The following is a 19,787-nucleotide window of genomic DNA, read 5'->3' on the forward strand; positions in this document are numbered from 1 at the left end:
TTTGAGATTATAAATACTTCAAAAACTCATTTTTGGTGGCATCTTCTTTAAACTTACCGCCGTAAAAAGAGGTGATTGTGGTGCTTGTATCATCCTGTATGCCGCGCGAAGCTACGCACAAGTGCTTGGCATCCATTACCACGGCCACATCTTCGGTTTGGAGAATTTGTTGCAATTCCTTGCCGATTTGAACCGTCAAACGCTCCTGTACCTGAGGGCGTTTAGCAAAATACTGAACAATACGGTTCAGTTTTGAAAGTCCAATCACTTTTCCGCTTGAAATATAGGCAACGTGCGCTTTGCCAAAAATGGGTACAAAATGGTGCTCGCAGTTGGAGTAAAAACTGATGTCTTTCTCCACAAGCATTTCATTGTAATTGTATTTATTTTCAAAAAGGGTGGCTTTGGGCTTATTTTTAGGGTTAAGGCCGCTAAAAATCTCTTTTACGTACATTTTAGCCACCCGATGAGGTGTTCCTTTCAGGCTGTCATCGGTTAGGTCAAGACCCAACGTCTCCATGATTTCTTTAAAATGCAGCTCAATTTTTGCTACTTTTTCAACATCGCTCAGCTCAAAAGCATCTTCGCGCATGGGGGTATCGTAGGCACTTAGGCTGTGGTCGTCGCCCCATTCGTCAATGTTTAAATCAACGAAATCGGCAGCCTCACGCGGGGTATTCCACAAAGTTTCGTTCGGTTTCATATAGTCTTATTTTCAAATCAAAAGTGGATTGTAAATGCCCACGCAGGATGTTGTAAATCACAATTGCAATGTTCTCGGCACTGGGATTCAGGTTTTTAAACTCTTCCGTGTCAAGATTTAGATTCTTGTGGTCGAACTTTTGCAGAACATTGTGCTCTATCAAATCGTTCAGCCATTTCAAATCCACAACGTAGCCGGTATTCGGGTCTACCTCCCCCGTCACCCGGACAATCAGTTCATAATTATGACCGTGGTAGTTCGGTAAATTGCATTTTCCAAAAATGCGTGCGTTTTCCTCATCCGACCAAGCCGGGTTGTTGAGTCTATGCGCAGCATTGAAGTGGGTCTTTCGGAAGACCGCCACCCGTTGATTGCTCATTCCAATATGTTAATAAGTTGTAGCGTTGTATGTACGAGCGCGCCGAGGAGTCGTCAGAAAGTTTGTCTGCAACACCCTCTCGACCGTTGGGCGTGGTACCAAAGCCCTTGGGTAAGTATCGTTTTCAACTGCATTATAAACGGCGTTCTTCCGAAAATAGTTTTAAAATAGTTGCACTTTCAGAAGAAAAGACGTGATAATCAGAACGTTTATTCAAAAAAATAATCGACAAGACTCTATTTGTTCTTGAGAAAAGCAGGGAATAAAAAGGCGTAAATTAAGCAGAAAATAAGTTGAACGGCGGTAGTAATACCCAAATAGACAGGCAATTGCAGAAAATCATCCATCATACGGGTGGCGTTTTCAAAGTTTTCTTCCGAGGTGGCAGTCAGCGTGAGCCATTCCCGGCCACGAATGATGAGGTCATTAAAATAATCAGGATTAACAAATAAAAAATAAACCCATTTTACTAATCCAAAAGCGAGTAGCCAGTAGATACTTAGTGTGAGTAGCGACTTGACATTTGTTTTATAGACTACCTTTGTAGTTTGTTGACGCGTGCTGCGAAGAAAGGCAATGTAAAACACCCCAATCAGGATTAACCAAAGCAAACTTGTGAAGGGAAGCCAGTCCACAATTGTATTTTGATAACCGAGTAATTTTTCTCCAACCAACCAAATAAGACTAAAAACAACGATGTAAATGGCGAATTTGAGGGTATTGTTCATTCCAAAAAGTGTCATAGGTTTAAAAAAGTAGGCAAACTTAGGTATTTTCTCTTATTTTTCCCTGCCGACTCCTCCTTGATGAGAACGAATTATACTACTTTTGCGAATTACCACCAGTCACCAGAGCCACATGAGTGAAATCAGCAAAGAACCTACCGAAGAAAAATCACTTAACTTCATCGAGCAAATCATCGAGGAAGACCTCCGTAACGGTAAGCACGGAGGGCGAGTTTTAACGCGCTTTCCACCCGAGCCCAACGGCTATTTACACATTGGACACGCCAAGTCGATTTGCCTTAATTTTGGCGTTGCTCAAAAATATGGCGGAGGAACAAACCTTCGTTTTGACGATACCAATCCCGTGACGGAAGATACCGAATACGTAGATTCCATCAAGAATGATGTGCAATGGTTGGGTTTTCAGTGGGTTAACGAGTTTTATGCCTCTGATTATTTCGATTCTTTATACGAGTACGCGTTGTTGCTTATCCGTAAAGGACTAGCGTACGTGGACGAATCTACTTCAGAACAAATGGCGACGCAGAAGGGAACGCCCACCGAGGCGGGAACAAATAGCCCTTACCGTGACCGTACACCTGAGGAAAACGAAGCGTTGTTTGTCCGTATGAAAAATGGGGAGTTTGCCGAAGGAACCCGCACGCTTCGGGCCAAAATCGACATGGCGGCCTCGAATATGATCATGCGTGATCCCGTGATTTATCGCATCAAATTTGCGCATCACCACCGCACGGGCGACAAATGGTGCATTTATCCGATGTATGATTTTGCCCACGGGCAATCGGATTCAATCGAGAAAATCACGCATTCCATTTGTACGCTAGAATTTATTCCTCACCGCGATTTGTACGACTGGTGCATCGAAAAATTAGAAATATTTCCTTCAAAACAATATGAGTTTGCGCGTCTGAACCTTACGTATACCGTAATGAGCAAGCGGAAACTCCTCCAATTGGTCAACGAACAACACGTAACGGGCTGGGATGATCCACGAATGCCCACGATTTCGGGCTTGCGTCGCCGAGGATATACCCCAGAGTCGATTCGTGAGTTTTGCGACCGCATTGGAGTAGCCCGTCGCGATAATCTAATTGATGTGAGTTTGTTGGAATTTTGTATTCGCGAACATCTCAACAAAGTAGCCGAGCGCCGAATGGTTGTGCTTGACCCGCTCAAGGTGATTATCACCAATTTCCCCGAAGGTCAGGTGGAGATTTGCCACAGCGAAAACAATCCTGAAGACCCCAACGGCGGTATACGTGATATTCCTTTCGGAAGGGAGATTTATGTGGAGCGGGATGACTTTATGGAAGTAGCTCCTAAAAAATACTTCCGTTTGGCTCCTGGGCAGATGGTGCGTCTCAAAAGCGCTTACATCATCAAGTGCGACGACTTTGTCAAAGATGAAGCAGGAAATGTGACCGAATTGCATTGCTCCTACATTGAAAACAGCAAAAGCGGTAGCGATACCTCGGGCATCAACGTAAAAGGCACACTGCATTGGGTTTCGGTCAACGAAGCTTTACCCATCGAGATTCGGGAATACGACCGACTTTTCACAGTGGAAGACCTTTCAACCGCCGAAGGAGATTTTAAAGACCACATTAACCCTAATTCGTTGCAGGTGATTACGGGTTATGCCGAACCCGCGCTTAAAGAGGCTGCGATAGGGGATAAGTTTCAATTCATGCGTAAAGGATATTTTTGCCTTGATCCAGACAGTACGGCCGACCATTTGGTCTTTAATCGTACGGTTGGGTTGAAAGACACCTGGGGAAAAGTAGCAGCGAAATAGAGATAAATATTGTCATTCGCAATGTCGGCAGCGCTTTGAGCGCTGCCGACGTTTTTTTTAGAGCAAAGTTTTATAAAAAACGTATTTATCGCAGTTTTTTGCGCCCAAATTCTCCTTAAATCGCTTCAAACTGGGTTTTAGCTCGCCCGCTTCATTGACAGAAATTCCCAAATCCAACAGGGAGATTCCTTTTTGTTGGCATTCACCATACAGTCCTTTATTGAGCAACACGGCGGGACTGAATCTACGATACGTCAGGTTGTCGGCGGGGCAGAAATTGTACAAAACAGACTCCCCCACGCGCACCGTGACCGAAAGCGAGGCCAATATTTCGCCGTCTTTGACGCAAAACACACGGAAATGTTGGGAAAAGACAGTGAGCCACATTTGTAGTTGTTCAAAACTGAACGAAAGTGAATACCCCAATAATTGACGGTTGTGCTGTATGAATGTGTAGACCTCATGCGCTGGTGGATTGAGCCATTCCTCAAAACGAAACCCCGCCCGCAGGCATTTACGTAAGCGGCGGCGCTCAGAAGCGTGGAGCCCTTCGTCAAAGTTGATTTGGGTGACTGGAATGAACTGATTTTCCATGCTCTGCGTCAGTTCAAAACCGCGCCTTAAAAGCCCCCTTCGTACAAAAGTACTGCGTGAGGGATTATAACCCGTAGGATAATGCTTGATACGCAGACTGTTGATTCCCAGCTCTTTGGCAAAACCTTCAATCCCCGTTAGCCACTCCGCAAATTCGGAATGGCTGATGCGCTCTGCAATCTCAAACGACCCAAATGAGGCTTGCGATGGGCTGATTCCTGCTTGCTGTTGAATGAATAAATGAAAAATCCCGAAGGCTTCGGTTTGGGTGGCCGTATCGGTCAAGATAAACGTGTAGACCTCTGAAGCCGTTTGGTATTTTACGTGCAAAGGAGTATTGAACAGCCACAACGGCCACCGAATGTTGAAACGGTGTAAAATGTCGGGATTGTTCTGTACCACCAACGCAGTATAATTGCGCAGCAGAGAAGGCGTCACCGTATGTTGAGGCATTGAAAATTGCATTCGAGGCTTGCTTAATCGACAAAGATATAAAATCTCAGCTAGTCTTATTTGGGCTTTCTGATTTCATTGAATTGTTTTAACGAAAGGCGATAAACAGAATTGCTTTATTTGATGCCAAAGTCTTTATTATTTGGTTTAAAGACGGTTTTTAACGTTTAATGTTCGTGCTTTTTGGGTCGTAATTATGCATTTTTAGAAAGAATAGCTTTGATTCCGCTTGAACTAGTCGGGCAAGGAGGCAAAAAATACACTAACTTTGCGGCATGATTTCAATAACTAACTTATCGTATTACCTCGGCGACCGAGCGTTATATGAAAACGCTTCGCTCCACATCAAGCCCAAAGATAAAATTGGCCTTATTGGTTTGAACGGAACGGGCAAGTCTACTTTATTGCATTTAATTGTGGGTAATTATCAACCCGATGCTGGACATATTTCAAAATCAGGCGGTTGTACAATCGGGTTTTTGAATCAGGATTTGCTTTCGTACCAAAGTGACGATTCTATTTTGTCGGTGGCAATGCAGGCTTTTGAGCGCGCAAACGAACTCCAACGGCAGATGGATGCGGTCATTCACGAAATGGAGGTTAATTACCAAGACAAATTGGTGGACCGGCTCGCCCGCATTCAGGAAGAATTTGAAGCTTTGGACGGATATTCTATACAATCAAAAGCGGAAGAGATTTTGGAAGGTCTCGGTTTTTCTACGGCCGATTTGCAAAAACCATTGCGGCTGTTTTCTGGAGGGTGGCGTATGCGGGTGATGCTTGCAAAACTGTTGCTCCAAAAGCCTTCGCTTCTCATGCTCGATGAGCCTACCAACCACTTGGACTTACCATCGATTCAGTGGGTAGAAAAATACGTTCAGAGTTATGAAAATGCCGTCATTGTGGTTTCGCACGACCGTGAGTTTTTGGATAATGTCTGCGATACAATGGTGGAAGTGAGCAACCAAAAGTTGAATTATTACGGCGGTAATTATTCGTTCTACATCGAAGAAAAAGCCCTTCGTAACGAAATTCAAAAAGGCGCTTATGAGAACCAACAGGCCAAAATTCGCCAAACGGAGCGTTTTATTGAGCGTTTTAAGGCCAAAGCAACCAAGGCCAAACAAGCCCAAAGTCGCGCCAAAATGTTGGATAGAATGGACCGAGTAGAGGCGGTGGTCGATGAAAATGCAAAAGTGCATTTTCGATTCCAGTTTACCACCCAGCCTGGGCGCCATGTGCTGCAACTCGAAAACGTGTCGAAAGCCTACGGAGATAAAGAAATCCTCAAAAATACCAGTATTTCGATGGAGCGGGGTGACAAAATCGCCCTCATTGGAGCCAATGGAAAAGGAAAATCGACCCTCCTGAGGGTCATTGCTGGCACCGAACCCATTGAGGGTGAGCGGCGTTTAGGTCATAACGTACTTTTTACGTTTTATGCTCAGCACCAATTGGAATCACTGAATATTGAGCATACGATTCTGGAAGAACTTAAATATGCCAACCCAACCAAGAGTGAAACGGAATGTCGGACCATTTTGGGCTGTTTTTTGTTTACGGGAGAGGATGTTTTCAAAAAAATAAAGGTTCTTTCTGGAGGGGAAAAATCGCGCGTAGCGTTGGCGAAAGTGCTGGTGTCGGAAGCTAATTTCTTGTTGCTCGATGAGCCTACCAACCACTTAGATATGCAATCGGTCAATATTTTGATTCAGGCGCTGCGCCAGTACGAAGGCTCTTTTGTGGTGGTTTCACACGACAGGTTTTTTGTGGAAGCTATAGCGAGTAAGATTTGGTACATCGACAATCGCGAAGTGAAAGAATACCCAGGCACGTATCAGGAATACGAATGGTGGCAGGAAGAGCGGGGAGAAGAAGAAACAGCCAAAGGAAAAGAGGCTGTTATGACGAGCTTGGCATCGATGAACGCCGTAAAAACCGCGCCAGCGGCTACTGCGGCGCCGTCGAAAAATGGGAGTTCAAACGGGCAGGCGCTCAAACAGCTTCAAAATAAAGTGAATCAGCTCGAAAAAGAGATTGATGAATTAGAAAAGCGTAAAACGGAAATAGAAGAGAAATTGGCGGATGAATCGGTTTACAGTAACCCGACCAAGTTGGCCGAACTCAACCGTCAATACGCTGACATCAAGCAAAAAATAAATAAATCTACCGAGAACTGGGAGCAGGCAGTGCTGGAGGTGGATGCGTTGGGATAGAAATGCAACGTCTGTGTGTAACGTCGGCGAGGTTCAAAACCTCGCCGACGTTTGTGACGTTCGGATTAGTTTCTCATTCGGGCCAGTTTTTCATAATCTAGCACCGTGATGAGACTACCTTTCATTTCGATGAGCGATTCTTCTTTGAAATCTGACAGGGTACGAATCACCGTCTCAGTAGCCGTTCCTACAATACTGGCTAAATCTTCGCGGGTAATGGCAATGGCAAAATGCTTGGTTTTGTCCTCTTGATAGCGATTGGCTAGCATAATGAGCGATTCGGCTACGCGTTTGCGTACCGAGTTATAGGCCAATTTGAGCAGGCGCTCTTCACGCTCTCGTACTTCATTGGAAAGAATTTTTATAAATTTTGAGGCTACATCGCGGTTGTTGTACAACAATGAATTAAACTCGTCTTTGGGAATAATCACCACTTCACTGTCTTGAAGCGTAACCGCAGAGTCTTGGTAGGCGATGTTTTCTAGTAAATCCAAATACCCAAAAAAATCACCGGGCTTGTGCAGTTCGATAATGTATTCTTTCCCAAATTCGTTGGTTTTAAAATTCTTTACTTTACCGCTTTTTAAAAAATAAACCGCGTTTGGATAATTGCCTTCCGAATAAATAATCTCCCGTTTCTTAAAGAGCTTCGTTTTCTTATTTTCCGAAAGTTTTTTGAGTGATTCAAAAGACTTTGCTTCGTTCAAAAATTGGTAAAGACCCTCTTCTGTCCGTGAATATTCCGTTTTTAGCAGGTTGTTTTTTCGCAGGCGCGTTTCAACGGCACTTAATAGCTCCACATCGTCGTAGGGTTTGGTGAGGTAATCATCGGCCCCCAGGGTCATCCCTTTACGATAGTCGTTTTTTTCGGCCTTTGCGGTTAGAAAAATAAACGGAATACTGGCCGTAGAAGGTTCTTTGCTCAGTAAATGAAGCACACCATACCCGTCCAGTTCAGGCATCATAATATCGCAGATGATGAGGTCTGGACTGCTCTCTTGTGCCAGTTTAATGCCTTGTTTGCCGTTTTCTGCCGTTATCACATTATAGTGGGCCAACTCCAGAATTTCGGTTGTATTATCCCGCATATCGGGATTGTCTTCTATCAACAGGATTGTTTTCATTTACTATTAAGTGGGAAGTACAAGAGAAACACGGGTGCCTTCGTTGAGCTTACTGTCAAGGTGAATATTTCCATTCATCAACTGAACATATTTGTATACGATGTTGAGTCCCAGTCCAGTTCCTTGAATTGTTCCTGAATTTTGCGCCCTAAAAAATCGGTCAAACACATAAGGAATATCTTGCTCTGGAATACCAATTCCTTGGTCCCGAATGACGATATTTAATGTTGAATCAACTTTTGCAGTGTTTAAAAAAATGTCTTTTCCTTCGCCCGAATATTTTGCGGCATTGGAAATAAGGTTGATGAGAACATTTTTGAGCAAATGACGGTCAACACACACCTCCGAATCGCCAGTGTGTATATATTGAACCTGTTGGTTTTCCTTACACACCGAACGGAGTTCGTCTACCATTTCTTTGCAAAATTCGTAAAGATTAAACACCACTGGCACGTTGCGAATTTGGCCTTCTTCCAGTTTTCCCAACGATAAGAAATCATTCAAGATTTCGGTCAGATTATTAACCGTCGATTTTATGCGTTGAACGTGTTTTTGACGTTTCTCATCTTCTTCGCTGTGGACGTAACGTCCAATCAATGAGGCTGATGACAAGATTGTGGCCAAAGGAGTGCGAAACTCGTGTGAGGCAATGGTCACGAATTTTGTTTTCATATCGTTCAGTTGGCGCTCTTTTTCAAGGGCTCGCATTACTTCCTGCTTCGATTGTTCGAGTTCTTCCATTGCTCGGGCCAGCTCACGAGTACGTTGTTCGACCCGTTTTTCTAAGTCAGCGTTTAGGTTTTGGATTTCGTGGTGGGCTTCAAGCAGCGCAACTTCTTGTTTTTTTCGTTCCGAAATATCAATGATAAAACTGACGATGTAGTCGCCGTCGCTGGTACTAAACGGACTCAGACTTACCTCTACCGGAAACTCGCTATCATCTTTGCGTTTGGCTTTTAAATCAAAATTGCCGCCCATGCTTCTGGCTTTGGGTTGCTGGGCGTAATTCATGCGGTGATCAACGTGCTTTTTTGCGTACCGTTGAGGAATAAGGGTCTCAATTTTCTTGCCGAGCAATTCTCCTTCATCATACCCAAACAGCGCCTGTGCCTTTGGATTTACCAATTGAATTTCTCCCCATGAATCTACCACAATAATCCCCTCTGTTGCACTTTTAAAGAGTGCATGTAACATTTCGACGTGTCTTCTCATCGCTTGGGTTTGCTGAATAAATACTTCTAACATACCAAATACGGTGGTTATTGTGATTTTTGCAAGTGTTAATTGTATAGGTATATAAAATAGTCAATATTTTATTGGCTATTTTGTTGATATACAGATGGTTGAAAATTTTTTACACAAAATCATCCCTAAAAGCTCAGCCGTGATTTTAAAACACCTGACTGAAGATTGCCGTCTGTGGAATGTCATTCCAAAGGCGGGCATCGAAAGCCATACTGATGTTGCGTATAAAATTTCTCCCTTTTTCAGTAACGGTAAGATGATACGGCTCGATAATAACCAACTCATCTTTTTCAGGTTCTTCTAATCTTGTAAGGGCATCATATAGTTCTTTACACTGCTCTTTAGAATCGTACCAAGACGTTTCAAAATTGCACATCAATCGTTGGATGTGACGGCGCAGTATCAGGTCTTCGCGGGTTAGCACGTGGCCTCTAAACAAAGGAAGTTCGTTGGATTTCAGTCGTTCGTAATACTTCTCAACGGTCTTTTCATTTTGTGCATAGCCCCACCAACAATCACTAATGGCTGATACGCCCAGACCAATCAGCAAATTGGTTTGGGTGGTGGTATAACCCATAAAATTGCGATGGAGGCGTTTTTGTTGAACGGCTTCGTAGAGACCATCTGTCGGTAAAGAAAAATGATCCATACCGATGTCGGTATAACCAGCTGTTTCTAAAGCTTCCCGACAATTGTCGTAAATCGCCAGTTTTTTGGCGGCATCGGGCAAATCCATTTCCGTAAACTTACGCTGTCCGGGTTTTACCCAAGGCACGTGTGCGTAGCTGTAAAGTGCAATCCGGTCGGGGCGCAATTGAATCACTTCATTGATAGTCTTTGCCACGGTACTGATTTGTTGCTGGGGCAACCCATACACTAAATCATAATTGACCGAATTGTAACCGATTTCGCGTGCTTTTTCGGTCAGGTGTTGCACCTGTTCGTAGGTTTGCGGACGGTTGATAAGTTCTAAAACAATCGGGTTAAAGTCTTGTACTCCAATACTTATGCGTCGAAAGCCAACTTCGTAAAGCGCTGCCAAGTGCTCATCGGTCGTATTTGCGGGATGTGCTTCAAAGCCAAATTCGGAATCGGGGTGAACATCGGCCTTTTCGAGCAAGCCATTAATGAGTCTTTTTAGGTTTTCGGGACTAAAAAAAGTAGGAGTACCTCCGCCCAAGTGAATTTCCCGCAGTTGGGGACGAGTAGGTAAAAAATCAGTGTAAAGTTGCCATTCTTTCAACAGCGCATCAATATAGGGGTGCTCTACTTTGTGATTGACCGTGATGCGGGTATTGCAGCCGCAATAGGTGCAAAGACGCTCGCAAAATGGCAAATGTATATATAAGCTAATGCCCTGAGTGGCGTTGCTTACTTCAAAAGTATCGTTTACGAGGTTTTTCCAACGCTCGTCAGTTACAGGTGTTTTATCCCAATAAGGCACCGTGGGGTAACTCGTATAGCGCGGGCCTGGGACATTATATTTTTGTAAGAGTTGACTGTTCATGGTGAATACTGAAAGGTAACTTTATCAAAAATCAACTTCTTTGGCCGAGTAAAATATGATAATCGTCATGTATAGCTAAAAACCGTCATGAGAATATGAAGAGAAAAATCGCGGCTATTCTTTATAAAAAGAAGATGTGATTAGTTGTAATCTGTTGATTAACAGGGGTTAATGTGATGGAGTAGATTGACAGCCGAGCCAGTGAAGGGTAATGCTATGAAGCATAGGGGTTGAATCACAACCCGGAAATGTAACAAAAGTCACTGTGCGTTATTCGCCGTGACAAACGGGGATTGTAACCAAATAAAGAAGCAGGAACGTAGGATTAAGGTTGAAAAAAGGCAGGGGTGATTTTGCGAAGATTTAGAAAACTGTCTTGTAGATGGTCAAAGTCTCCGTCGGTGGTGACAAGCTCAAGATTGAGAAGCGAGGCCGTAGCCGCAATCCATAAGTCGTTTTTACCCATATTTCGTGGAGTGCGAAAAGGGTAATGTGTATAATCTGGATGGTTGCGTTGACTGTAAGCATCTATACCAACGTAAGAAGGTAACAGAATATCGCTTATGTCAATTACCCGGACAATGTTCAAAAACGTTTCCAGACGTCCTGATTTTACCTCATTCCAGCCCTTTCGATAGGCAATAGATTGAATTTCGGCTACATTTACAAAGGAAATATAAATTAATTGGTCGTCAGGATTGAGCTTTTTGAGAAGCTCCAAACCTCCTTCTTTGCGAGTTACCTGAAGAATAATATTGGTATCAAAAAGCAAATTCATTATTTTGAAAGCATTTTGAGGGCTTGTTCGATTTCCTCGTTCGTAAGCCCCTCTCCTTTGATGTCGTAGAGCTTCTTGGGATCATAGCCGGTCTGTTTACCAAATGCAGTCGTACCTCCTGCCGCAAGAATCTCTTCGGCAGCGTAGGTTTTGGGAAGTTTGAGAAAATAAGGCTTGGTTATTGTTTTTGCTTTCATTGGTAATGCTGTTAAGAACTTAAAAAAGCAATGCAGGTTCGTTGAACAAAGCCTGTAATGCGAAAATACAAAACTGAAACGATTTTACAAAAATGCCCTATCCTACCATTGGTGAATACAAAGATGCCATCCGATTGGCCGAACATAGTTTTGGTAGCCTCACTCACCTGCGTCTGGAGTATGACGCTACGGGTGCCCTGCATTTTAGTTCAGGTAACTTTGCCGTAGTGTTTAAGATGCGAGATACCCGTACCAACCGCCCCATAGCAGTAAAATATCTATGATGAAATGAAGATAGTGGATACTAACGAAAGAACCGCTTTAACAGTGGAGGAGTTTGTGAAAAGTGTCAATGCGAGTTATTTGGAAAAAGTTTACTCAAAATTGGAAATGAGAGTGTTTAAAGTAAATTTGGTAGATAAGAAAAATGCCAGCTTTTGAGGCTGGCATAGAACTATATTTAAGGCCGTTGAGTACTGACTGAAATCTGTTTTTGGGGGCTTTTAAATTGATTAGTTGGAGTTGATGTTTTCATAATTTCATAGGGTTTAAAGTTGATAAGATTCATTTCCACTACACTCTCTTTCAGTCTTTTTACCTTTTCGATTATATGATTTGTATGTAAAACGATACAAATCGTAAAAAACAATATCCAAAAACAGTCCAGCATTGTTTGACGTACTCTCGCGCACCGCGAAGGATCAACATCTGCATGAATATGAAAGAAGTTTTTAGGGAAAAAAGTTCTATTTTTTAGATAATCGTGATTATAAACAGTAATCATAACCTATGATTGGCCTACTTAACAGCCCCATGACAAACAGGAATCTCACGGGCTTCCAAACCCAACATCGGCCAGCCTGTCACTTCCAGACCCCTTAAAATCAACAAAATCGCCACGGCGGCCACAAAAGCGGGCATGAGTCGGCGGGCTTGGTTGCGAAATTTGGTAGATATAAACGTTTTAACAAATGCCACGGCACTCATGGCAGGAATCGTGCCCACCCCAAAAAGGGCCATAAATAGTCCCCCCTCCCACGGATTGCCTAGGGCAACGGAACTAATAAGCGCCATGTAGACAAGCCCGCAGGGCAATAATCCATTAAGCGTGCCGAGCAAAAACAGGGCAGGAAAACTTCGACGGGAAAGTAATGAACTCAACCTTTTTTTTATCCATTGAACTCCTTTTTGTAAGGGTAGAGGAGCCGAAAGTTGGTCGAGCCAATGCGATGAATACGCGACCGTACCCAACAAAAAAAGGCCCGTTCCGATGGAGAGGCCGCGCTGCAATCCTCCAAAATTTAGCGCACTGCCCAGAAATCCAAACAACACCCCAAGCAAACTGTATGTAATGGCGCGACCAGCGTTATACATCAAAATCCCCAGCATTTTTCCGAACGTAGACCGGTGGTGAACCGGCAACGCCAACGCAATAGGCCCGCACATCCCCACACAGTGGAGACTGCTCATCAGGCCTAATGTAAATGCGAGGTAAAACATGGTATTTTTTTACTATAAATTTACAATTCCTTCGTTCCAATACGCCATTTCTCCTGACTTCCAGTCGAATTGGATTTGATAACGCCCCGTAGCGGCATTTTGGGTTGGAATGAACTGTGTATTCCCTAAATCGGGCTGAATTTTTACGCTGAAATCTTTACTGTTGTCGGAAGGACAATAGAAGTTTACAACACCCCCAATGTTTTTTAACTCCTTGGGATAGTTGATTTTAACACCAGATTCTGTCACTTCCCAAACCAGAGGAGCTGCCAAGTTTTTGGCGTTTTTGATTTTATCAATTTTACCTTGGTATTGGATTTCTTCTTCATAATACTTATCCGTCACCAAGTCTATTTTTTGGACAACACTCATGCCCACCATCGTCAGTATCAACAAGACAAACGAGCCATACAGAACCCAAATGCCAGTACCCCAAGAGATTTTCATAATTTTATATGTTTTGTAGAGAGTGGTTGGGGGCTGGTAATAGACAGATAAACCAACTACTGTTTCACCAGCCACCAATCATTATTCTTCCGGTGCAATAAATGTTGTTTTAAATTCTTCCAGTTTTTCACTGCCAGCATAAATGGCTAATTTAATTTCCGTTCTGCGATTGGCAATTTCGGTTTTAGGAATAGTGATAAACACTGACCCTTCTACCATCCCCGCACCGTCGAGGTGCAAACTAGGAATTCCCGCAAATTTTAGAGTGCCTTTCGGAAAAAGAATCCGCATTTGGGGGTCGATGGCGTGATTGGTTTTATTGAATAGTTTGAAAGTGTACAAATTACTGATGCTACCGTCTGGATTCTCAATGTAGCGAGAGCCGGGCACCCGAAGCATGGTTGTTTCGGTATCGTCGCGGGTCAGAATGGCGTAGCCCAAGGCCACCCATAATGCCGTTAAAACAACGGCATAGGCAATGGTTCTGGTTGTTATTAACTTGCTTTTGCCACTCGCAATGTTGTTTTCGGAATCGAAGCGAATTAAGCCTTTGGGCAAATTTACTTTTTCCATGATGTTGTCACAGGCATCAATGCAGGCGGTACAATTGACACACTCCATTTGGGTCCCGTTACGGATGTCGATTCCGGTAGGACACACATTTACACATTGAAAGCAGTTGATGCAGTCGCCAGCGGTGCGTTCTTTGCCTTTGTGCAATTTTTCGCGGGGTTCACCGCGTTTGTAGTCGTACGCAATCACGACTGAGTTTTTGTCCAATAAAACACCCTGTAAACGCCCGTAAGGACACACAACGGTGCAAGCTTGGTCGCGTAGCCATGCAAAGTTGAAGAAGAAAATCAGCGTAAACGCGCAAATTCCCAAAAACAGCGTCAAGTGCTCAGTGATAGGCTCTGAAACAATGCGCCACAAGCGGTCAACGCCGACAAAATAGCTCAATAAAAGATTGGCAATCAGAAACGAAACAGTCATGAAAACCACCACTTTGAGGGTTCTTTTGACGATTTTTTCGTTGTTCCAGGGGGCTTTCTCTAAGGCCCGCTGTGCTTTCCAGTCCCCTTCGATGACGTACTCAATTTTACGAAAAACCATTTCCATGAATACCGTTTGCGGACACGCCCATCCGCACCATACTCGCCCGAAAACCGTGGTAAACAAAACGATAAACACAAAAAATGAAATCATCATGAGCCCAAAGAGCCAATAATCTTGTGGCCCGATGAAAAGACCAAAGATGATAAATTTGCGCTCTAAAATATTGAAGAGAAATAAAGGCTGCCCATTGACTTTGATAAAAGGCAACCCAAACATCACGCTGAGTTGGAATATCGTGAACCACACGCGGCGATTATGCCATTTTCCCGTTGGTTTTTGCGGAAAAAACCAGTTTCGTTTGCCCGTAGTGTTGTCTACAGCTGCGAAATTATCGCGAAACGATTCATCAAAATCGGGGTGTGTATCTAGGGGATTCATGGTTGAGAATGTCAAAGTGGAATGGGGTGTCAGCATGTCAGAATTCGACCGACATGCTGACGTTCAATGTTATTTCAAGGCAACGGTGCTATCCGTTTTGGCCGTTGTTTCGGTATAAACTTCTCCTTGCGGAGCTTTGGGACTAGCGGGTTTCGTTCCTTTCAACGAAATAATGTAACTAGAAACCTGTTGCATTTTGAGCGGATTTAGCTGCTTTTCCCACGAAATCATCCCTTTTTCGGGTACGCCGTATTTGACGGTTTTGAACACATTTTTGATGCCGCCACCGTGCAGCCAGTATTCGTCGGTAAGGTTTGGACCTACCGTACCCCCACCATCGGCCGCGTGGCAGGCGGCGCAATTGGCGGCAAAAATGGCTTTACCTTCTTCAATGGTTTTAGCATCGGTAAGAAGCGCCACGGTATTCTCGTTGATTTTGGCCGATGCTTTTTCAAGGAAGGCGGCTTTTTTAGCTTCGATGACAAGCGTTTCTTTTTCAAGTTCAGCCATCGGCAAATCTCCCGCGCCCGTTAGGTGATAATAAATCAAATAGACAAAGGCGAACAAAATGGTGCCTTGGAAAAGAAATGCAAGCCAAGGGGGCATACGGTTGTCGAGTTCGTGGATTCCGTCGTAGTCGTGGCCCGTGATAAGGATACGTTGCTCGTCTTCGAGCTGAACCCCGAAGCCCGTCCAGCGTTGCCACCAACGGGCGCTGAACAGCGGTGCTTTATCGCCACGCAGGTCTTCTACTACTTGTTCGGAGGTTTGCGTTTTTGCCGAGATTTTTTTCAGCAACAACAACACCTGTACCAATACTGCAACCACGGCTGCGATGACCAACAGCAATATCATCAAGATAAGGTACGTCACCAGTTCTTTGTTTCCTGCTTTGGGGGCTTCAGCCTGCGCAAAAGCACCTGAAGTCACAAAAAGAAGCAGAAGGGTAGAGAGGATGTTTCGGACGGTGCCGTCTTCTAGCGGAAGATTACTCATCTTTTGGATGGTCTGCTTGTCCATTCGAAAGAGGTACCAAACCAAACCGATGAATAGACCGGTAAAAATGAGCAGCCCAATGAGCGGATAGATGGCCACTCCGTCGATTGCCTGGAGGTAGTTTCTGAATTTCATTTTTTATAGACTATTGGGTTTATAGCAGTGAGTAAACATAGATTACTCACTGCTATTTTTTATCATTATTGAGCGGCTTTGATGTCGGTTCCCATTCGTTGCAGGTAAGCAATCAGGGCGATGATTTCTCGGTCAGATTTGGCTTTGATACCGTCTTTTTTGAGATTTTCCGCAATTTGCTTAGCTTGTTCTTGGGCATCAGCGGTGGCTTTTTCTTCGTAGCCTTCTTCGTAAGGAACGCCCAACGTTTGCATCGCGCTGATTTTGGCCGAGGTAGTGCTTAAGTCAAGCTCATCTTCCAACAACCAAGGGTATTTAGGCATAATGGAACCTGGCGACATGCTGGTGGGGTCTTCCATGTGGTTGAAGTGCCACGAATCAGGATATTTAGCTCCCACCCGGTGCAAATCAGGTCCGGTTCGTTTTGAGCCCCACTGGAATGGGTGGTCGTACACAAACTCACCTGCTTTAGAGTATTCGCCGTAGCGTTCGGTTTCGCTCCTGAACGGACGAATCATCTGTGAGTGACAGGTATAGCAACCCTCACGAACGTAGATGTCGCGGCCATGTAATTCTAGCGGGGTATAGGGTTTCACGCTTTCGATGGTCGGAACGTTGGATTCAACCATAAACGTCGGAACCAACTCAATCACGCCACCAATGATTACGGCAACTAAGGCAATAACGGTCAGTAACACGGGCTTGCGCTCAAAAATACGGCTGTGCCAGTATTCGTTGGCTGGTGGGTTCCAGATAGAAGCCAAAGACGCTGAACGGGCCGTTTCGGTTCTGATGAGTTTGCCGTTGAGGGTCGTCATCATGAGGTTGTAAGCACCTACCAAGAATCCTACTAAGTACAGTGTGCCACCAAAACCACGCAACACGTAAAAAGGCACAAGTTGAGTAACGGTTTCGAGGAAGTTAGGGTATTTTAAGAAACCTTCTTCCGTAAATTCTTTCCACATCGACGATTGTGTCCAGCCCGCCCAGTACATCGGTACCGCGTAGAATATAATTCCTAAGGTGCCAATCCAGAAGTGGAAATTAGCCAATTTTTGGGAGAACAAAGGCCGACCGTAAATCCGTGGAAACAACCAATACATGATGGCAAAGGTCATAAAGCCGTTCCAACCCAAGGCCCCAACGTGTACGTGGGCAACTATCCAGTCGGTATAGTGGGCAATGGCATTAACGTTTTTGAGCGAAAGCATAGGGCCTTCAAAGGTGGCCATTCCGTAGGCGGTAACGGCTACAACCATGAATTTTAGCACAATATCTTCCCGTACTTTATCCCAAGCACCGCGCAGGGTGAAGAGTCCGTTGATCATTCCACCCCATGAAGGAGCAATCAGCATGATGGAGAAAACCACTCCTAACGACTGTGCCCAGTCGGGCAATGAGGTATACAACAAGTGGTGAGGGCCAGCCCAGATGTACAAAAATATCAATGACCAGAAGTGAACAATCGAAAGACGATAAGAATAAATAGGACGATTGGCGGCTTTGGGCAAGAAATAATACATCAGACCCAAATAAGGCGTGGTTAAGAAAAAGGCAACGGCGTTGTGTCCGTACCACCACTGCACCAACGCATCCTGTACACCTGCGTACCATGAATAGCTTTTGGTCAACGAAATGGGCAATTCTACGCTGTTAACCACGTGAAGCATGGCAACCGTTACGAACGAAGCCAAGTAAAACCAAATGGCCGCGTAGATATGCTGTACCCGACGTTTTACCATCGTCATTACTAGGTTAACCAACCCCGCTACCCAAACCAAAGCAATGGCAATGTCGATGGGCCATTCCAACTCAGCGTATTCTTTTCCAGTGGTTAGGCCAAGTGGTAAAGTGATGGCGGCCGCGACGATGATTAATTGCCACCCCCAAAAATTGATTTGACTCAGCAAAGGGCTCCACATGGGGGTTCGGAGAATCCGGGGCGCGGAGTAATAAAGCCCCATAAAAAAACCGTTGCCGACAAAGGCGAAAATAACGGCGTTGGTGTGTAATGGTCGTAGTCTACCAAAGGTAGTGTACGAAATGTCAAAATTGAGGGCAGGGAATGCTAATTGAAAGGCAATAAGCACACCTACCAACATGCCGACTATCCCAAACACGATAGAGGCAATGGCGAAGTTCCGTACAATGACGTTATCGTAGGTGAACTCTTCCATTTCAACAGTAGCGGTCGTTTTGGAAATTGGTTCCATACTTTAGATTTGAGGAGTTTATGATTGAGGAGATGAATTTTTTTCATTGTCGTCGAATAAAATTCGAACGGAGGGGGTGTAATCATCGTCGAATTGACCCTTTCGGACCGACCACACAAAGGCGATTAAAAACCCGACTGCCACGAGCAGACTGACTGAAAGGAGAAGAATAAGAGCACTCATAGGTATTAAATTTTGCGTTTGTCGGGGTGTAAGTGAGACTCAGCACTTCCGAACGGGTTGCCCAAAAGTAGCCGCAGTGCTTACGAATAAAGATGAGGGATATCAGGGAATGAAACTGACTTTTATCAGCTTTATCGGATGATTGACGAATTGACAGACGGTTGCCTCACCAAAAAAATGAAGGCTATTATTGTACAGTGCCTAAATTATGAAATAAGCCTTTAACGCACCGCTAGACACCTTTATCCACAAAAAAACGTTAGCGTGACTTTGAGTGCTTTCTCTGTGTACCTTTGTGGATATTTATTGTTTCTGGATGAATACACTATATTTTAAATTGGCCATGATGCCGATGGTCATTGGAATGATTACCCTCGTAAGCCGTAAATGGGGAAATAAAATTGGAGGGATTATCGGAAGTATGCCATGGGTTGCTGGGCCAATTCTGGTATTTTTTATTGTGGAACAGGGGACGGCCTTCGGAATACGGGCCATTCCCGGTATTCTGACGGGTGTCGTGTCGTTGGTTGGTTTTTGTTATTGTTATGCGTTTTTATCAAAGTCTCTTACTTGGTTGCCGACGCTTTTCATTTCTTACGGGGCGTTTGTTGCAACTGCACTCTTACTGGACTCTCTTCATTTGAGCCTGTGGAGCATCTACGGTGTCGCTGTCATCAGCATCGTGGTGGCGCTGCGCTATTTTCCGCTCCCAGTCGCGGGAATTCCCCCGCTCGAACGAGCCAAAACTCCTAGATTAGATATCCCCTTCCGAATGTTGGTAGCCACCCTTTTTGTACTTGCCATTACCGCCCTTGCAAAGGGATTAGGGCCAACGTGGAGCGGCATTCTGACTCCATTTCCCATCATTACTTCCATTTTGGCCATTTTTACGCACTATCTTCAAGGAAGTAATGCTACTATCACCATACTCAGGGGTATTATGATAGGGCTGGTAGGGTTTACCACGTTCCTGTTTTTACAGGCATTTTTCCTCCGTGAATTCTCAATAGCGGTTTCATTTTTGCTGGCATTTGTGGTCAACGGACTCATCAATGCCGTGGCGATTCGGGTTTGGTAATAAG

The 19,787-nt window shown here is 44.4% G+C and carries 19 protein-coding genes; 4 read left to right on the plus strand and 15 right to left on the minus strand.

Annotated elements, in window-relative coordinates; translation table 11 throughout:
- Positions 1-7: 7 nt before the first annotated feature.
- From folE to DR864_RS27710, 3 genes are all read right to left on the minus strand, one after another.
- Positions 8-703, minus strand: coding sequence for a GTP cyclohydrolase I FolE (folE, locus tag DR864_RS27700; RefSeq protein ID WP_114070017.1), 696 nt, complete (start codon positions 701-703; stop codon positions 8-10).
- Entirely contained in the window at positions 666-1,082 is a 417-nt protein-coding gene (locus tag DR864_RS27705; RefSeq protein WP_114070018.1) for a 6-pyruvoyl trahydropterin synthase family protein, read from the minus strand. Before DR864_RS27705 ends, folE begins: the two co-directional genes overlap by 38 nt.
- Before the next feature lie 236 nt (positions 1,083-1,318).
- Positions 1,319-1,825, minus strand: coding sequence for a DUF4199 family protein (locus tag DR864_RS27710; protein ID WP_114070019.1), 507 nt, complete (start codon positions 1,823-1,825; stop codon positions 1,319-1,321).
- Between the two features lie 115 nt (positions 1,826-1,940).
- Between DR864_RS27710 and DR864_RS27715 the strand changes: the two genes are divergently transcribed.
- The gene (locus tag DR864_RS27715; RefSeq protein WP_114070020.1) at positions 1,941-3,623 is read left to right on the plus strand and encodes a glutamine--tRNA ligase/YqeY domain fusion protein; all 1,683 of its coding nucleotides are present in this window, start codon (positions 1,941-1,943) and stop codon (positions 3,621-3,623) included.
- 57 nt (positions 3,624-3,680) lie between these two features.
- Here the strand turns inward: DR864_RS27715 and DR864_RS27720 are convergent, their stop codons facing one another.
- Positions 3,681-4,670, minus strand: a complete 990-nt coding sequence (locus DR864_RS27720) for a GNAT family protein (protein ID WP_162794195.1) — start codon at positions 4,668-4,670, stop codon at positions 3,681-3,683.
- 275 nt (positions 4,671-4,945) lie between these two features.
- Between DR864_RS27720 and DR864_RS27725 the strand changes: the two genes are divergently transcribed.
- Positions 4,946-6,886 (plus strand): ABC-F family ATP-binding cassette domain-containing protein, encoded by a 1,941-nt coding sequence (locus DR864_RS27725; protein WP_114070022.1) that lies wholly within the window; start codon positions 4,946-4,948, stop codon positions 6,884-6,886.
- Positions 6,887-6,951: 65 nt separating this feature from the next.
- On the opposite strand, the gene DR864_RS27730 is transcribed toward DR864_RS27725, so the two are convergent.
- The 5 genes from DR864_RS27730 to DR864_RS27750 all read right to left on the minus strand — a co-directional run bounded on the left by DR864_RS27730 (position 6,952) and on the right by DR864_RS27750 (position 11,737).
- Positions 6,952-8,010 (minus strand): response regulator, encoded by a 1,059-nt coding sequence (locus DR864_RS27730; RefSeq protein WP_114070023.1) that lies wholly within the window; start codon positions 8,008-8,010, stop codon positions 6,952-6,954.
- Positions 8,011-8,016: 6 nt separating this feature from the next.
- Positions 8,017-9,255 carry a PAS domain-containing sensor histidine kinase gene (locus DR864_RS27735; RefSeq protein ID WP_114070024.1) on the minus strand — a complete coding sequence of 413 codons (1,239 nt, stop codon included), beginning with the start codon at positions 9,253-9,255 and terminating at the stop codon, positions 8,017-8,019.
- A 145-nt stretch (positions 9,256-9,400) separates the two neighbouring features.
- Positions 9,401-10,762, minus strand: a complete 1,362-nt coding sequence (hemN, locus tag DR864_RS27740) for an oxygen-independent coproporphyrinogen III oxidase (protein WP_114070025.1) — start codon at positions 10,760-10,762, stop codon at positions 9,401-9,403.
- A gap of 325 nt (positions 10,763-11,087) precedes the next feature.
- Positions 11,088-11,540, minus strand: coding sequence for a type II toxin-antitoxin system VapC family toxin (locus DR864_RS27745; protein ID WP_114070026.1), 453 nt, complete (start codon positions 11,538-11,540; stop codon positions 11,088-11,090).
- On the minus strand, positions 11,540-11,737 hold the full coding sequence (locus DR864_RS27750) for a hypothetical protein (RefSeq protein WP_114070027.1): 198 nt from the start codon (positions 11,735-11,737) through the stop codon (positions 11,540-11,542). Before DR864_RS27750 ends, DR864_RS27745 begins: the two co-directional genes overlap by 1 nt.
- Positions 11,738-11,829: 92 nt before the next feature.
- Between DR864_RS27750 and DR864_RS27755 the strand changes: the two genes are divergently transcribed.
- Positions 11,830-12,021 carry a hypothetical protein gene (locus DR864_RS27755; RefSeq protein ID WP_114070028.1) on the plus strand — a complete coding sequence of 64 codons (192 nt, stop codon included), beginning with the start codon at positions 11,830-11,832 and terminating at the stop codon, positions 12,019-12,021.
- Positions 12,022-12,535: 514 nt separating this feature from the next.
- Here DR864_RS27755 and DR864_RS27765 read toward each other — a convergent pair.
- The 6 genes from DR864_RS27765 to ccoS all read right to left on the minus strand — a co-directional run bounded on the left by DR864_RS27765 (position 12,536) and on the right by ccoS (position 18,705).
- Complete coding sequence (locus tag DR864_RS27765; RefSeq protein WP_114070030.1) at positions 12,536-13,237, minus strand: sulfite exporter TauE/SafE family protein; 702 nt, start codon at positions 13,235-13,237, stop codon at positions 12,536-12,538.
- A 12-nt stretch (positions 13,238-13,249) separates the two neighbouring features.
- The gene (locus DR864_RS27770; protein ID WP_162794197.1) at positions 13,250-13,684 is read right to left on the minus strand and encodes a FixH family protein; all 435 of its coding nucleotides are present in this window, start codon (positions 13,682-13,684) and stop codon (positions 13,250-13,252) included.
- Positions 13,685-13,765: 81 nt separating this feature from the next.
- Positions 13,766-15,178 carry a cytochrome c oxidase accessory protein CcoG gene (ccoG, locus tag DR864_RS27775; protein ID WP_114070032.1) on the minus strand — a complete coding sequence of 471 codons (1,413 nt, stop codon included), beginning with the start codon at positions 15,176-15,178 and terminating at the stop codon, positions 13,766-13,768.
- Between the two features lie 69 nt (positions 15,179-15,247).
- Positions 15,248-16,309: a cbb3-type cytochrome c oxidase N-terminal domain-containing protein gene (locus tag DR864_RS27780; RefSeq protein WP_114070033.1), complete on the minus strand. Its 1,062-nt coding sequence runs from the start codon at positions 16,307-16,309 to the stop codon at positions 15,248-15,250.
- Positions 16,310-16,374: 65 nt separating this feature from the next.
- A complete protein-coding gene (gene ccoN / locus DR864_RS27785; RefSeq protein WP_114070034.1) occupies positions 16,375-18,522 on the minus strand; it encodes a cytochrome-c oxidase, cbb3-type subunit I in 2,148 nt (715 codons plus the stop codon).
- A gap of 18 nt (positions 18,523-18,540) precedes the next feature.
- A complete protein-coding gene (gene ccoS / locus DR864_RS27790; protein WP_114070035.1) occupies positions 18,541-18,705 on the minus strand; it encodes a cbb3-type cytochrome oxidase assembly protein CcoS in 165 nt (54 codons plus the stop codon).
- 316 nt (positions 18,706-19,021) lie between these two features.
- On the opposite strand from ccoS, the gene DR864_RS27795 reads away from it, so the two are divergent.
- Positions 19,022-19,783: a hypothetical protein gene (locus tag DR864_RS27795; RefSeq protein WP_114070036.1), complete on the plus strand. Its 762-nt coding sequence runs from the start codon at positions 19,022-19,024 to the stop codon at positions 19,781-19,783.
- Positions 19,784-19,787 lie beyond the last annotated feature (4 nt).

Source organism: Runella rosea (assembly GCF_003325355.1).
In the GTDB taxonomy this organism is placed as follows: Bacteria; Bacteroidota; Bacteroidia; order Cytophagales; family Spirosomataceae; genus Runella; species Runella rosea.